Source organism: Shewanella kaireitica (assembly GCF_023284045.1).
Classification (GTDB): domain Bacteria; phylum Pseudomonadota; class Gammaproteobacteria; order Enterobacterales; family Shewanellaceae; genus Shewanella; species Shewanella kaireitica.
On sequence record NZ_JAKIKQ010000016.1, the window covers coordinates 1 to 14,308 of the forward strand.

General features: G+C 43.4%; 14 protein-coding genes. 7 read left to right on the forward strand and 7 right to left on the reverse strand.

All coding sequences use genetic code 11. The features are described 5' to 3' along the window. Positions 1-735 precede the first annotated feature (735 nt). Together L2730_RS16930 and L2730_RS16935 are read left to right on the forward strand one after the other, a co-directional pair. Complete coding sequence (locus L2730_RS16930) at positions 736-990, forward strand: YkgJ family cysteine cluster protein (protein WP_248975676.1); 255 nt, start codon at positions 736-738, stop codon at positions 988-990. 39 nt (positions 991-1,029) lie between these two features. Next, on the forward strand, positions 1,030-1,479 hold the full coding sequence (locus L2730_RS16935; protein ID WP_248975677.1) for an Rrf2 family transcriptional regulator: 450 nt from the start codon (positions 1,030-1,032) through the stop codon (positions 1,477-1,479). Here the strand turns inward: L2730_RS16935 and L2730_RS16940 are convergent. From L2730_RS16940 to gpmM, 4 genes are read right to left on the reverse strand one after another with little or no spacing between them, the layout of a single operon-like run. Further along, complete coding sequence (locus L2730_RS16940; RefSeq protein ID WP_248975678.1) at positions 1,465-2,208, reverse strand: divergent polysaccharide deacetylase family protein; 744 nt, start codon at positions 2,206-2,208, stop codon at positions 1,465-1,467. The genes L2730_RS16935 and L2730_RS16940 overlap by 15 nt on opposite strands. A gap of 8 nt (positions 2,209-2,216) precedes the next feature. Then, positions 2,217-3,422, reverse strand: a complete 1,206-nt coding sequence (locus tag L2730_RS16945; RefSeq protein WP_248975679.1) for a S41 family peptidase — start codon at positions 3,420-3,422, stop codon at positions 2,217-2,219. A 33-nt stretch (positions 3,423-3,455) separates the two neighbouring features. Then, a complete protein-coding gene (locus L2730_RS16950) occupies positions 3,456-4,589 on the reverse strand; it encodes a murein hydrolase activator EnvC family protein (protein WP_248975680.1) in 1,134 nt (377 codons plus the stop codon). Between the two features lies 1 nt (position 4,590). Beyond that, complete coding sequence (gpmM, locus tag L2730_RS16955; protein WP_248975681.1) at positions 4,591-6,135, reverse strand: 2,3-bisphosphoglycerate-independent phosphoglycerate mutase; 1,545 nt, start codon at positions 6,133-6,135, stop codon at positions 4,591-4,593. 237 nt (positions 6,136-6,372) lie between these two features. Between gpmM and L2730_RS16960 the strand changes: the two genes are divergently transcribed. The 4 genes from L2730_RS16960 to L2730_RS16975 all read left to right on the forward strand — a co-directional run bounded on the left by L2730_RS16960 (position 6,373) and on the right by L2730_RS16975 (position 9,854). Continuing rightward, positions 6,373-6,807 carry a rhodanese-like domain-containing protein gene (locus L2730_RS16960; protein ID WP_020910308.1) on the forward strand — a complete coding sequence of 145 codons (435 nt, stop codon included), beginning with the start codon at positions 6,373-6,375 and terminating at the stop codon, positions 6,805-6,807. Positions 6,808-7,031: 224 nt separating this feature from the next. Next, positions 7,032-7,517: a protein-export chaperone SecB gene (gene secB / locus L2730_RS16965; protein WP_020910309.1), complete on the forward strand. Its 486-nt coding sequence runs from the start codon at positions 7,032-7,034 to the stop codon at positions 7,515-7,517. Between the two features lie 4 nt (positions 7,518-7,521). Then, positions 7,522-8,538: an NAD(P)H-dependent glycerol-3-phosphate dehydrogenase gene (gpsA, locus tag L2730_RS16970; RefSeq protein ID WP_248975682.1), complete on the forward strand. Its 1,017-nt coding sequence runs from the start codon at positions 7,522-7,524 to the stop codon at positions 8,536-8,538. A gap of 131 nt (positions 8,539-8,669) precedes the next feature. Beyond that, positions 8,670-9,854, forward strand: a complete 1,185-nt coding sequence (locus tag L2730_RS16975; protein WP_248975683.1) for a BaiN/RdsA family NAD(P)/FAD-dependent oxidoreductase — start codon at positions 8,670-8,672, stop codon at positions 9,852-9,854. A gap of 80 nt (positions 9,855-9,934) precedes the next feature. Here L2730_RS16975 and L2730_RS16980 read toward each other — a convergent pair whose 3' ends face one another. After that, entirely contained in the window at positions 9,935-12,067 is a 2,133-nt protein-coding gene (locus L2730_RS16980) for a TonB-dependent receptor family protein (protein ID WP_248975684.1), read from the reverse strand. Positions 12,068-12,698: 631 nt separating this feature from the next. Between L2730_RS16980 and L2730_RS16985 the strand changes: the two genes are divergently transcribed. Then, positions 12,699-12,869, forward strand: coding sequence for a hypothetical protein (locus L2730_RS16985; protein WP_248975685.1), 171 nt, complete (start codon positions 12,699-12,701; stop codon positions 12,867-12,869). A 48-nt stretch (positions 12,870-12,917) separates the two neighbouring features. Here L2730_RS16985 and L2730_RS16990 read toward each other — a convergent pair whose 3' ends face one another. Beyond that, positions 12,918-14,090 (reverse strand): aromatic ring-hydroxylating oxygenase subunit alpha, encoded by a 1,173-nt coding sequence (locus L2730_RS16990; RefSeq protein ID WP_248975686.1) that lies wholly within the window; start codon positions 14,088-14,090, stop codon positions 12,918-12,920. 17 nt (positions 14,091-14,107) lie between these two features. Continuing rightward, positions 14,108-14,308: a hypothetical protein gene (locus L2730_RS16995; protein ID WP_248975687.1), complete on the reverse strand. Its 201-nt coding sequence runs from the start codon at positions 14,306-14,308 to the stop codon at positions 14,108-14,110.

Genomic DNA, 14,308 nt, shown 5'->3' on the forward strand with positions numbered 1-14,308 from the left:
TCGCGAGTTCGAGTCTCGTCCGTTCCGCCAACATAAAGACGAAAGCCTCTACAGAAATGTAGAGGCTTTTTTCGTTTACATGCTAAAGCATTTAAAGCGATTAATAGTGACTACAGAGCGGAAGTTCAGTTGGTTAGGCTCCCTATGAACAGACTGCGGCCTGTCACGCCGGCGGGCGCTAGTTCGAGTCTCGTCCGTTCCGCCAACATAAAGACGAAAGCCTCTGCAGAAATGCAGAGTCTTTTTTCGTTTACATGCTCAAGAGCTAAAGCGGTTAATCACAACTGCAGCGCGGAAGTTGAGTTGGTTAGGCTCACTATGAATAGACAGCGGCCTGTCACGCCGGAGGCGCGAGTTCGAGTCTCGTCCATTCCGCCAACACAAAGACGAAAGCCTCTGCAGAAATGCAGAGGCTTTTTTCGTTTACATGCTCAAGAGTTAAAGCGGTTAATCGCAACTGCAGCGCGGAAGTTCAGTTGGTTAGGCTCCCTATGAACAGACAGCGGCCTGTCACGCCGGGGGTCGCGAGTTCGAGTCTCGTCCGTTCCGCCAACATAAAGACGAAAGCCTCTGCAGAAATGCAGAGGCTTTTTTCGTTGTGGAAAAAGTAAAGTTATATGCACCGATCACGAATTTGGTAAGATATTAACTTATTGCTAAACAGTATGTGATGTCATACCAACCTATTTTCATTTGATGAATGTATAATGAACATTGCTAATTTAAGGTATATAAATGAACTGTCGTTTAGGTTGCGGTGCATGTTGCATAGCGCCCTCTATCACTACACCCATTCCTGGAATGCCTGAGGGTAAACCTGCAGGAGTAAGATGTATTCAGTTAAATGACGGGAATTTGTGTAAACTTTTTGGCAAACCAGAAAGGCCTGTTGTATGTGGCCAATTTGCGGCAACTGAAGATGTTTGTGGTAGCAATACTAAAGAAGCTTTATGGTTGATATCTTCATTAGAACAGGCTACAAACTGCTAATTAGGCGTTATTTTGATCGTTTTTATGGATTGGTAAGCAATGCAACTAACTCGTTACACTGATTTTGGATTGAGAACACTTATGTACCTTGCTTTGCACCCAGGGCGTGAGTCGCTTTTCCGTATCTCTGAAATTACCGATGTTTTTGATTTGTCGGCAAACCATATCTCTAAAGTAGTGCATCACCTCGGCAAGTTGGGTTATTTAAAGACTGTTAGAGGTAAAAGTGGTGGCTTTAAACTAGCAATGCCTGCTAGCGAGATTAATGTTGGTGATGTGGTAAGAGCACTAGAGAACTCACTATCTCCAATTGATTGCAGTAAGCCATATTGTTTGTTTACACCTGCCTGTAAGCTTAAAGGCGTATTAGCTGAAGCGGTAAACGCTTATTTGGCAGTTCTAGATGGTTATACGCTTGAGATGATCGTTACTAACAATAAAGAGCTAAAGTCGTTATTGCCTGATCTTTCCATCTCAATCCTGCAGTAAAGTAGTATCACTCTTACTTGTAATACTAATAGGTAATAGCTTTGACGGTGGTACGAGTGCGATGTCAGCTTGTGTTAGCCGGTGTAGATTATTATTTAAAAAAGTAAGCGTTTCAGGATAGGGGTGAGCGATTACGACTACATCAGTTTGAGTTTTAGTTAGCGCTATTGCTTTTTGAAACTGAAACTCCAAACCCGCATCTGTTTTGTCATTATCAAGAAAAATAGTCCGCTTTAATAAGGGTACGCCAACTCTTTCCGCCACTGCACCTGCTTGAGTGTATTTGGTTGTTACACTGTCTATAAAGTAAATATCCCGCTGAAGAAGTGTATCCATTACCCAATGCATGGGTTTATCTAGCTGGGTAAGTAAGCTTCCCATATGGTTATTCGCACCTGATGCAAAAGGTACACTATCGATAGCCTGTTCTAATTGCAGTTTAAAGTCTCGCTCAGACATGGAATTGGTTAAAGCGCCTGGGCCAATTGTTTTGCCATTAAGCGCCTGCATAGGCAGGTGCACTAATATCTCGCTACCTTGTTGGTGCGCTTTAGTGGCGACAGCTTTACCCAAAGGTGTGAGTGGTAACACCGAAAGAGTCACGCTAGGCGGCAGTGCTAGCACTGCTTTGTCAGATTGACGATAACCTATATCGTCAATAATGATAGCAATCCTTGCTGCAAATGAACTTGAACTAAATAGTAGAAAACAAAGTAATAGATAGCGCACTGTATTGGTTATTTTTCTGTTTTAATCCAGGCAATTGCTGAGTTAACAAGTTTATCTTCAGCAATATCACCACGGAGTGAATTTGCATCGATTATAGGCATACTTTCATCCGTTGTTATAGTCTCTAGTGCCACTTTTATATCTGGTTCGATCCCTCTTGAGTGTATATCTTTACCATTTGGAGTGGTGTATTTCGCGATGGTGAGCTTAATTGCATTACCTTCAGTTAGCGTTGGGATAAGGCTCTGTACTGTACCTTTACCGAAGCTAGTTTGACCGATAAGCTTTGCTCTGCCATTTTCTTGTAGTGCTGCCGCGAGAACTTCAGATGCTGAAGCTGAACCTTTATTGATTAACACTAGCATAGGTACGCTTTTGACCATGGTTTGTGGTGAGGCATAGTAGTCAGAGTTTGCATCAAAAAAACGACCCTCTGTGGCAACTATTCTTCCTCTGTCTAAAAATATATCCGCTATTTGTATCGCTTGATCCAGCAACCCGCCGGGATTATTTCTGAGATCGAGAATCAGCCCGTTTAAAGGTTTTGTTTGCCATAGGGCAAGTTGTTTGACAAGGTCTTGTGTTGAGTTCTCTTGGAAGCTAGACAGTCTTATATAGCCAATTTGATTGTCTAACAGTTGCGCCTCTACCGAGTTAATAGAGATAAGGCCTGGGCTGATGGTGACTTTATAGCTGGTCTCTGAGTTTGCTCGTACAAGTTCTAAGTCAATCGCTTGTTTATCATAACTGTGCTGTTTAATTTCACTGAGCAAGCTCTCTAACTTATCTGCAGTGACTAATTGTTGGTTAAGCTTAATAATTCTATCACCCGGCATGATGCCTGCTCGTTCTGCGGGTGATTGAGGAAAGGGCGTTACAATGGTTATTTGGTCGTTGTCTGTCGCAATCTCAACCCCGAATCCATAATACTCACCGTCGTTGCTCTCTTGGATATTTGAAAAAGCCTGTTTATCTAGAAAGCTAGAGTAAGGATCGAGCTTGGAAAATATGCCTTCAATAGCAGCTTCGATAAGCTCTTCTTCGGTGAGTTTTTTTACGTAGTAGGTTTCAATTGTGTCGATGACATCGAGCAGAACAGGATAGTCAACTCGGGTCTTATATTGTTGAGTATGTTCTTGCCCAAAGAGTGTGAGCGACAAGCCCAGTGCTAATCCAGCGGCAGCAAAACTAAAATTACGAATAATACCTGACATATTAACCCCTTGTATCAAATGGGGTTATTGTGCCTACCGCTTACAATATCTAGCAGGATCGACCGCTTGCCCCTTATGTCTTACTTCAAAGTATAGGCCAGACTCGGTCTGTCCACCTGAACGACCGACTAATGCTATCGATTCTCCCTTAATAACAGAGTCACCTGCTGACTTTAAAAGAGTTTGTGCGTGACCATATAAGCTCATATAGCCTTTACCGTGATCGACGACTAGCACCATGCCGAAGCCACGTAGCCAATCGGCGTAGATAACCTTTCCACCTGCAATAGCTGCAATGTTTTGTCCTTCAGAAGCTGAAATGGTGACGCCTTTCCACTTCACTTGGCCAGAGCGTTTACTACCAAAACCAGATTTAATACGTCCCTTTGTGGGCCATTTAAGTTTGCGTTTACTTGATAACCCATCGAGCGACGGGTTATTTTTCATTGCCAATAGCGCTTGTTCGACAACTCGCTTTAAGCTGGCTTCTTCAATCTGCAGTTGCTCTAGTTTGGCACCACTGCTAGTTAAAGTTCGCTGTAATTGAGTGAGTGTTTGTTGGCGCTGGGATTGCTCTTGGTCTAAACGTTTTGCTTGTTGCTGTTGCTCAATGACTAATTTGTTGAGTCGAGTTTGGTTCTCTTGCTGTTTGAGTTTGACCTCATCAAGCTCAACAATGGTGGTCTGTAGCTGTTTAATTGAAGCGATACGCGCGTTATTCAAATACTGATAATAGGCTAACAAACGCTCAATACTGGCTGGTGATTGTTGATTGAGCAACATTTTACTGTAGTCATGGTTACCAGCTAGGTAGGCACTAGCAAGTTGATTTGATAAGGTTTTTTGCTGGATTGTTTTAAGTTTATCTAACTGGGTGAACTTCACGCTGAGTTCTGCCAGTGCTTTATCTATACCGGCCAAATCTTGTTTGGTTTTATTAACTTTTTTAGCCGCAGTAGCAATCGCTTGCTCATCTTTTTTAAGCAAAGAGATTAAGCGTTCCCGCTGCTTATTCGTATCCTTCACCGCAGATTGTTGTTTATTAATCTGCATCTGAATCGACTTAAGTTCAGATTGACGACGATCAAGATCGGTCGCTTGGGCTGATAAAGGCAGTGATATAAAGCCAGCAATAATGCTGGCTTTGATAAAAAGTCGAATGGTCATATTACTCTTTGAGTTTAATTATCGCTCGGCCTGTCATCTCTTCAGGCACTTCTTGTCCCATCAAGGTTAACATAGTCGGCGCTAAATCACTCAAACGACCGCCTTTTTCTATATCTGCGTCACGACCAACATAGATTAGTGGTACTAATTCGCTGGTGTGTGCGGTATGTGCTTGGCCAGTTGTTTCATCGGTCATCTGCTCAGCATTACCGTGATCGGCGGTAATTAAACACTCTCCGCCCACTTTATCGAGTGCTTCAACAACTCGACCTAAGCAGCTATCAACCGCTTCACAGGCTTTAACTGCTGCATCAAAGTTACCTGTATGACCAACCATATCGCCATTGGGGTAGTTACAAATAATCACGTCGTAGTCGGTAGACTCAATTGCAGCCACTAATTTGTCCGTTAGTTCTGCCGAACTCATCTCTGGCTGTAGGTCATAAGTCGCTACTTTTGGAGATTGGACTAAGATGCGGTCTTCGCCTTCGAAAGGTTCTTCCTTGCCACCGTTGAAGAAGAACGTGACATGAGCATACTTTTCCGTTTCCGAAATACGCAGCTGAGTCATATTCTGATCTTGTAAGGTTTCGCCTAAGGTATTGACCAAATCTGTCGATGGGTAAGCGATAGCGGCGTCAATATCTGCAGCGTATTCGGTTAGCATCACAAAATGTGCATTAGGAGTAACAGCGCGTTCAAAGCCATCAAAATCTGCATTCACAAAGCTGCGAGTAATTTGTCGAGCACGATCGGCGCGGAAGTTCATGAAAATGAGTGCATCGTTGTCTGCTAGTTTGGCAATTTTGCCATCAGCATCGGGAATCACTGTGCTACCAACAAACTCGTCATTCTCATCACGAGCGTAAGCGGCTTCAATACCTTCTACGGCATTAGCTGCGGTATGCAGTCCCTTACCCTCGGTAATAAGCTCGTAGGCCTGTGAGACTCGATCCCAGCGGTTATCTCGATCCATTGCATAGTAGCGGCCAATAAGCGAAGCAACTTGACCTGTACCTAGTGTTTTGAACATCTCTTCAAAGTGCGCTAAACCTACTTTTGCACTGCGAGGGGGCGTATCACGTCCGTCCAAAAAGGCATGAAGATATACTTTAGTTGCACCGCGTTTCACAGCAAGACGACACATAGCTTCTATATGGTCTTGGTGACTATGAACACCACCAGGTGATAATAGCCCCATGATATGAACCGCACCATTTGCTTTAATTGCATCGTCAATGGCTTTAGTCAGTGTTGGGTTGGTATCGAACTCACCATCATCGATAGCTTTACCGATACGAGTAAGCTCTTGATAAACAATACGGCCAGAACCGATATTGATATGGCCAACTTCAGAGTTACCCATTTGGCCATCTGGTAAGCCAACATCAATTCCTGAACCTGAGATTAAACTATTGGGATATTGCGCATTTAGCTTGTCGAGAACAGGAGTTTTTGCATGAAAAACAGCATTTTCTTGCGTATTTTCACGGTAACCCCAGCCATCGAGGATCAGCAATGCCAACGGGCGTTTGCGTGTCGTCATGGTAGTACCTTTAAGTTTGAAAGAATAAGATTAAAATTTGAATTGGTTAAATATTACTACCAATTGGGGTTCGGCATAAAGAAATTTACCTAGATTGTGGTTATCGTTTTAGTTATAGCGATGATCCAAAGCCTGTTGTCATGCACGTTACGTGACTAACATTCTGTATTCTGCCATAGCAATGGTATACTCTGTGCCTCATTATATTTGGGCTAATTAAAAGTAGGCAGTTAAAGCATGCAAGAATATATGGAATTTTTTAAAGCAAACCCGATGTTAAGTTTAGCTTGGGTTGGTTTATTCGTTGGACTCATCGTTATGGTGTTCAAATCTAGCGTATCAAAAGTTAAAAACGTTAATCATCAAGAAGCCACATTGCTGATGAACAAGCAAAGTGCAAAGGTTGTTGATGTGCGCGGAAAAGAAGAGTTTAAGAAGGGTCATATTGTTGATGCCGTTAACCTTCCTTTAGCTGATATAAAAAATAATCAGCTCGGTACCCTTGAAAACGCAAAAGGCAGTCCCATTATAATGGTATGCAACGCTGGCATGACTTCGTCTCAAGCGGCTCAACTGATGGTTAAACACGGTTTTGAAAACGTGAATAACTTGAAAGGTGGTATGGGTGAATGGCAGTCAAATAACTTGCCTGTTTCAAAGAGCAAAAGATAGAAGTGTCGGTGTAGCCATTGCATTATTGTTAAGTAATTGATTAAAGTGTCACGGCTTAGCATTAATGGTTACCGGCATTGAATTGAGGGATTACCCTCCAAAAAAGCGTCTGTTGACTAAATAAATCAAAAACTGGGACAGCTATTTGGGTTGTTACCCAAATAAGCAAACCCTGAGACTGGCTCTTTTGAAGTAGCCTCACAAACTTTTTAAGGTAGGAAATTATGGCTGAAGTAGCTAACAACGAAGAACAAGCACCACAATTCAACATTCAACGTGTTTACACAAAAGATATCTCTTTTGAAACACCAAACAGCCCAGCTGTTTTCCAAAAAGAATGGACTCCAGAAGTTAAGCTAGACCTTGATACTCGTAGCAACAAGCTTTCTGACGACGTATACGAAGTTGTTCTTTCTCTTACTGTTACCGCTAAAAATGGCGAAGAAACAGCATTCCTTTGTGAAGTACAGCAAGCAGGTATCTTCGCAATTACTGGTCTTACTGAGCAGCAACTTGCACATTCTCTAGGTGCTTACTGCCCTAACGTTCTTTTCCCATATGCTCGTGAAGCCGTTGGTAGCCTAGTTAGCCGTGGTACTTTCCCACAACTAAACCTTGCTCCAGTTAACTTTGACGCGCTATTCGCTCAGTACGTTCAACAGCGTCAAGCTGCTGCCGCTGAAGCGCCTGCAGAAGAAGCTAACGCTTAATAGCATGGAAAACACTGCCGATATTACGGTACTGGGGGCGGGCTCTTATGGCACCGCCCTTGCTATTTCTCTCGCGAGTAATGGCCACAGAACCTTGCTTTGGGGACATGAACCCGAGCACATTGAAAACCTAAAGAACGACAAGTGTAATCAAGAGTTCTTACCTGGTATTCCGCTTCCAGATTTGCTTATCCCTGAATCCGATCTAGCAACAGCACTTGCTGCTTCCAACAACGTATTAGTTGTTGTGCCTAGTCACGTATTTGGGTTGGTATTAGCGCAAGCTAAACCGCTGTTACGTAAAGATGCACGAATTGTATGGGCGACTAAAGGCCTTGAGCCTGAAACGGGTCGACTGATACAGGATGTGGCGCGAGAAGTCTTAGGTGAGGCGTTCCCACTTGCCGTTTTATCAGGACCTACGTTTGCAAAAGAACTTGCTGCTGGCATGCCCACAGCAATATCTATCGCAGGTACAGATCCGCAATTCACTAATGATTTAGTTGAATTGTTGCATAGCCCTAAGCGTTTACGCGTTTACGCCAACGATGATTTTATCGGCCTCCAATTGGGTGGCGCGGTGAAAAATGTTATCGCTATTGGTGCGGGACTATCTGACGGTATCGGTTTTGGTGCCAATGCTCGAACAGCATTGATCACTCGTGGTTTAGTCGAACTAACTCGTCTCGGTGAAGCGATTGGTGCGCAAGCATCGACCTTTATGGGGATGGCAGGATTAGGTGATTTAGTATTAACGTGCACCGATAATCAATCTCGTAACCGTCGTTTCGGTTTAGCGTTAGGTAAAGGCAGTGATGTTGAAGCCGCGCAAATAGAGATTGGCCAAGTTGTCGAAGGCTATCGCAATACTAAAGAGGTCTATACATTGGCAAAACGTTTAGGCGTTGAAATGCCAATCACTGAGCAGGTTTACCAAGTGCTTTATCAAGGTAAATTACCAGTGGATGCCGCTAAAGAGTTGTTAAGTCGCGAGAAAAAATCTGAAACATCGGCAGAGTAAAATCTGCTAACTATTACTATGAATGTGGTGATGGTACAAACATAAATAAGGGTGCTAAAATAGCGCCCTTTTTTGTGCCTTGTGAAAGCTAGGTGCAGTACAACAAGCTAAGATGATTTAGGAGTAAGCGAGTGGAACATCATGACGTTATTATTATCGGAGCGGGTGCAGCAGGACTTATGTGCGCTGCAACAGCTGGCTACCGTGGTCGTGATGTATTGGTACTCGACAATGCTAAACAAGCCGGTAAGAAAATTCTTATCAGTGGTGGCGGTCGTTGTAACTTCACCAATCAAAAAGTAGAGCCTGCGAACTTTCTCTGTAGTAATAGCCATTTTGTAAAGTCAGCATTAGCGCGTTACCGCTCAAGCGATTTTATCGAATTAGTTGAGCGTCATGGCATTGAATACCACGAACGCGATCATGGTCAGCTATTCTGTAACGACTCAGCCAAAGAGATTGTTGCTATGTTGCTTACTGAGTGCGATTGGGCTGGTGCACAAGTCAAGCTGCGGAGTGAGATTAAATCTATCAGTAAAAATGCCGATAGTCAGTTTGAAGTTCATACCGATAAAGCACAGTACACTTGTGAGTCACTAGTCATTGCGACTGGCGGGTTGTCGATGCCTAAACTGGGCGCGTCACCCTTTGGTTATCATATCGCTGAGCAATTTGGCCTTAAAGTGTTGCCGACTCATGCGGGCTTGGTGCCTTTTACTTGGCATAGTGATCAGAAACAGCGTTTTGAGCCACTGTCTGGTATTGCTGTACCGAGCACTATTACCGCTAAAGATGGTACTCAGTTTAGTGAAGCACTACTTTTTACTCATCGTGGCCTTTCTGGCCCAGCGATTCTCCAGGTCTCCAATTATTGGAACCCAGGAGAAGCCATCAGCATTAACTTGTTGCCCGGTAAAGATGCCCGAGCAGAGATAAAGCAACTGCTCGATAATAGCCCCAAGCAAAGTCTGCGTAATGCGCTGGCTTTATGGTTACCAAAGCGTTTAGTTGAAGCATTATTTGATGAAGCTCTGCTCAATAAAGCACTCAATCAATTAGTTCATGCCGAACTCGAACAACTTGCGTTGGATCTTGAAGCTTGGTCTATCGTAATGAATGGCACCGAAGGTTACCGCACCGCAGAGGTCACTTTAGGCGGCGTTGATACTGACGAGCTATCGTCTAAAACCATGGAAGCCAAAAACGTTTCTGGTCTATTTTTTATCGGCGAGGTGATGGATGTAAGCGGCTGGTTGGGAGGTTTTAACTTCCAATGGGCTTGGAGCTCAGGTGTTGCGGCTGGGCAAGCGGTATAGCTTCAGCGCAGAGACAATCAATATAGATAAGGCTTCGCATGACGAAGCCTTATTTTTTGCTGTTATTTTAAAAAACTAACCTAGAAAGTATAGCCAATATCTAAGCTAAATGAGCGACCTGGGGCAGGGACTTTTCCTGCTGGTGATACGTCTAATCCTCTAAAGAAGTACTCATTATCAAACAGGTTGTTGACTGATAAACCTAGTTTTAGGCTACTATCATTCTGTTTAAATAATTCTGTAGCAATGTTGAAGTTAACCAAAGTGTATTCTGGTATTTCACCCGCTGTTCCCGATACGTTTTCTTCAACTGTATTGGCTAAATCGGCAAATGATTCACTGTAGTAGAAAGCCATTAGCCCTAGGTCAATATCTTTAATGCTGTATAAGGCACTTGCTGATAGTTGATGCTTTGAGGCGAAAGGTAATTGATTACCTGCATATTGTCCTTCGAGTTGTTCGGTATCTAGGTAGTTATAGGCGCCTGTTAGTGTGAGATCTGGCAATGACATCGGCGAGTAAGTCCCCTCTAACTCAATACCTTGGTTTTTAGTCTTACCGATATTAACGAACATGCTGATATCTCGGCTGTACTCTGCTTTATTCTCAAAGTCGATTCGGTAAGCTGCCAAGTTTAAGTTGCTGCGCGCTGTTGGGGTAAAGCGTACACCGGCTTCATAGTTCCACGATAACTCTGGTTCTAATGTTTGCCCTTTAGGCCACAGTTGTGAAATTTGTGGGGTACGTAGTGAGCGCTGTGCATTGGCATAACCAAACCAAGTGTCGGTGAACTCATAGCCGACAGTAATACCCGGTAGCCACTCCTGCACATGGTTATCTTGGCTATAATCTTGTCCGACGTTGGTGAACGTCATGCGTACATCTTCGTAGCGGATCCCCGGCGTAACTGACAGCCTATCATCAAGGAAGCCAATTTTATCGCTGATGTAATATGCCATCGCATTGGTATCCATCTGCCAGTCACGAGGACGGACAGCGACTTGAGTTGTGTTGTCGATTTGGTTAAGTTGGTAGCTAATATCTTCGTTAACATAACGTACCCCTGCGATGATGTGCTGGGAAATATCGCCATCGAGCAGCAAACTGGCTTTGGGTTCAATGCCGAAAACAGCGAATTCACGCGGGGAATTACGTAAGTGTGTTGCGTCTTGAGTGGTGTCTGCCCAATGTGAGCCTAAGTCACCGTCAGTGTCGCTATTTTTGTTATAGAAGTCCCATTGAAAATTACGCTTACTTTTATTGCCAAACACGGTTAGGTCAAGTTCACCGTAGTCAATGGTTTTTGAGTCATCAAGTACGTGGTTGTAGTTGACCGAAATGCGTTTGGTATCTGCTTTAAACTCATCATTAGGGCGTAATGACTGATTGCGGTCTTCATCGTATGCCACTGAGTTCAGCGCGCCGGGAAGTTCGGAAAAAGCATCGTAATATTGCAGTGTAGCATCGAGGCTATTTTGTTCATCGATGTTCCAGACTGTTTTTAACATGACGTTAGTCACGTCAGTATCTGAGTGGTCTCTAAAAGATTCGCCTTTGATAAGGTTAGCGTCTAAACGCATAGAGAAATCTTGGTTAACAGCGCCACCAGTGCTGATATTAGTGTCATACAGGTTGCGACTATCACCAAAGAAGGTGATGCGCTCATTAAGGTTAGTTTGCCAATCTTCTGAGATAGGCTTTGATACTAAGTTAATGACACCACCAACGTTGTTGGGGCCATATTGAATTGAAGCGCCGCCACGAGCAACATCAATCCTATCAATCATAAACAGCGTTGCTGGGAATAATGATTGACCTGTATGACCGTACGGAGCAAGAGTCATCGGGATGCCATCCAGCAAGATCTGTGCATAACCACTACGACTGCTATCTAAGCCGCGTACTGAGATATTGGGTAATACACCTGTACCAGTTTCATCTTTAATTTTTAGCCCGGGTACTTGTTGCAGTGCGGTATCAATGGAGCGCACTGCTGTGCGCTCTAATTGCTCTTGAGTGATGATAGAGCGGTTACCGGTGTAGGTCTTTAGATCGGCAACTTCTGAGTCACCCAGTAAACTACCTGTGACGACAATGACTTCTGTTGCTTGCTTTTTTTCACTTGCCTCAGCAAAGACAGTCGAGCAGTACAAGCTGCTTGAGATAGCGACTGCAATCGTGCTCAAGTTGAATAATTTTTTGCGGTTTAACATATGTTTCCCTACGTTTTACTTGGTATTTTTGAGTTACTTGAATATGTGGAAGAGTGCTCTGCGGTCCTCATAGAGTAAGCGGCTAAACGCTCTGTGTTGAACTGTAAGTCTGTTTAAAAGTTAACTTTTTGAACGTTGGTGTGGCAGTCACTCTTATTGCGGGTTTAACTGAGGATGGTAATTATTATCATTTGCGTGGTCGTGATCAAGTGGTTTACTTGTAAAGGTTAGGTAATCAATGTCACCCAGAAAAATATTATTATTTATTAGTGTATTACCGTTTTTATTTGGGTTTAATGTGATTATTGAATAATGGTGTAAATAACCCTTTCAGCTGATTTATAACGTTTTACTTTTAATATAAGGCTACTCGGGAGAAGACCATGCTTTAATCCCTCTACCTCTTCTGCAGTGCAGCCTAAAGACTCGAAAAAGTCGGTATGTACCTCGGATAGATCCCTTTCAAACTCTATATGCCACTTATGTATGGCTTACTCATCCATACCAGACACTTTAAGAGTATTGACCCACTGCTCTTTATTCATGGTTTTAGCGGTTCTGATTAGCGAGTTATGACCGAGTAGTTTAACCACGTGTTGCTGCTGGTGGGAGGGATCTCATCGTTAGCGCAGTGGATTGGGGTGAGCCCTACAAGTATGGTGAGGCTAATGTGATTGCCAATGTTGAGTACAGCAAAATTATCAGCTCACTCATTTTTGGCTATTTTCTGTTTAATGAAATGCCTAATAGCATCGCGTTGGTTGGTGTTGTACTGGTCATTTTAAGTGCCTTTTTGCCATAGCTAACAAAGCGGCACTAGTGAATGAGTCTAGAGTCGAGATTGATTTGATTACTGTTGCTTAGTATCCGTTTTATGTTGCTGCCAATAGGGTTTTATCCATTGCCAAACTAGTGCTTGGTGTTGCCTAATCGGACTTTCGCCAAGTGTGGCACTGGGTCCTGGTTCAAAATAAGGGCTGGTCAGTGATTTTTGCAGTTGTTCACAAATATAGATGTCTTCTTGCATGAAATCGCCTGAGCCTAGAGGATGGCTGCTGTCATATTGAGGTTGGCTAGCCTTGGTTTTTTGCCTCCAGTAATTTGCAGACCTCATTCCTTGTTTTAGGTATTCAAGGTTACTGCAGTTTTTCACTTTGGTGCGCACAACCACCTTAGTCTTATCTACCGCACAAGGGATGATATGAAACACAGACCAGCTGCATTCGGTTGCTGCTAAGCCTATGGCCGGAAATAGCATAGGCACCCAAGTGCCTCTCTTTTCCTCTTGAGCATGATCAATCAGCGGTAGTGGAGCATTTTTAGCGAGATCTACAGCATAGTCTTGGGTTAATGGTTCCCAAAAACGAAAGTGATGACCAACAAAAGCAAATTCTGCTTTTTTATGGTCGTACATATTTAAACTGCCGGAATGGAGCTGTGCTAAATGGTAGTGGTCGATATAATTATCAACCACGATTTTCCAGTTGGCATTGATCTCCTCGATTTGTAAATCATCTTTGGATTCCACCAGAGACTCAACGTCATGTGGGCCTAAATACTGACTAAAAGGCCCGAACCACTGCTCAATCGATATGGCTTCAATATCGGGATGAACCCAGAGCATGCCGCTAAATATTGCCACTTTGGCTTTTTTTAGGCCAAGACAAGACTTGTCTATATCGGCAAATTCGCTGCGTTGCTTGGGCAGTGACAGCAAGTTACCTTCTAGATCATAACTCCAATCATGATAGGGGCAGGTTAATTTGCTTTTAAGCTGCCCTTTGCCATCTACTAAACGGGTGCCTCTATGGCGGCACATATTGTGAAATGCGGCGAGCTGCCCTTGGTTGTTCATTATCAGCAGTATATTGTTTAGGCCTGCTTGCACAGTGATATAGTCACCCACTTCGACGATATCTTCGACTAAGCCTGCTAATGCCCAAGTATTGGAAAATATATGCTGCATTTCAAGTTTAAAGAATGCCTGATCGGTATAGGCTTCTTTTGGGAGTGTGTCATTCATTGCATCACCTTGTTTCACTATACATATGGCCAATTGGGATAGATAAAGCAGCTTGCTGCGACTAAGCTCCAAATCAACATGGTTAACCAGTACATTGCAGGCTCTGTTCGACGTTCATACGACTGCCAGATGTAGGCTTTTCCTGTGACTAAATCCATTAATAGCCACAGTACTAATACGATTCCTAGCCAATAGGCCCAAGGTAATGAAAGCCACAT

Excerpts from the sequence above, each read along its gene's own strand:
- secB (WP_020910309.1), top strand. The coding sequence starts at position 7,032 with ATGGCTGAAGTAGCTAACAACGAAGAACAAGCACCACAATTCAACATT.
- L2730_RS16990 (WP_248975686.1), bottom strand. The coding sequence starts at position 14,090 with ATGAATGACACACTCCCAAAAGAAGCCTATACCGATCAGGCATTCTTT.
- L2730_RS16960 (WP_020910308.1), top strand. The coding sequence starts at position 6,373 with ATGCAAGAATATATGGAATTTTTTAAAGCAAACCCGATGTTAAGTTTA.
- L2730_RS16950 (WP_248975680.1), bottom strand. The coding sequence starts at position 4,589 with ATGACCATTCGACTTTTTATCAAAGCCAGCATTATTGCTGGCTTTATA.
- gpmM (WP_248975681.1), bottom strand. The coding sequence starts at position 6,135 with ATGACGACACGCAAACGCCCGTTGGCATTGCTGATCCTCGATGGCTGG.
- L2730_RS16930 (WP_248975676.1), top strand. The coding sequence starts at position 736 with ATGAACTGTCGTTTAGGTTGCGGTGCATGTTGCATAGCGCCCTCTATC.
- L2730_RS16945 (WP_248975679.1), bottom strand. The coding sequence starts at position 3,422 with ATGTCAGGTATTATTCGTAATTTTAGTTTTGCTGCCGCTGGATTAGCA.
- gpsA (WP_248975682.1), top strand. The coding sequence starts at position 7,522 with ATGGAAAACACTGCCGATATTACGGTACTGGGGGCGGGCTCTTATGGC.
- L2730_RS16980 (WP_248975684.1), bottom strand. The coding sequence starts at position 12,067 with ATGTTAAACCGCAAAAAATTATTCAACTTGAGCACGATTGCAGTCGCT.
- L2730_RS16935 (WP_248975677.1), top strand. The coding sequence starts at position 1,030 with ATGCAACTAACTCGTTACACTGATTTTGGATTGAGAACACTTATGTAC.
- L2730_RS16995 (WP_248975687.1), bottom strand. The coding sequence starts at position 14,308 with ATGTGGCTTTCATTACCTTGGGCCTATTGGCTAGGAATCGTATTAGTA.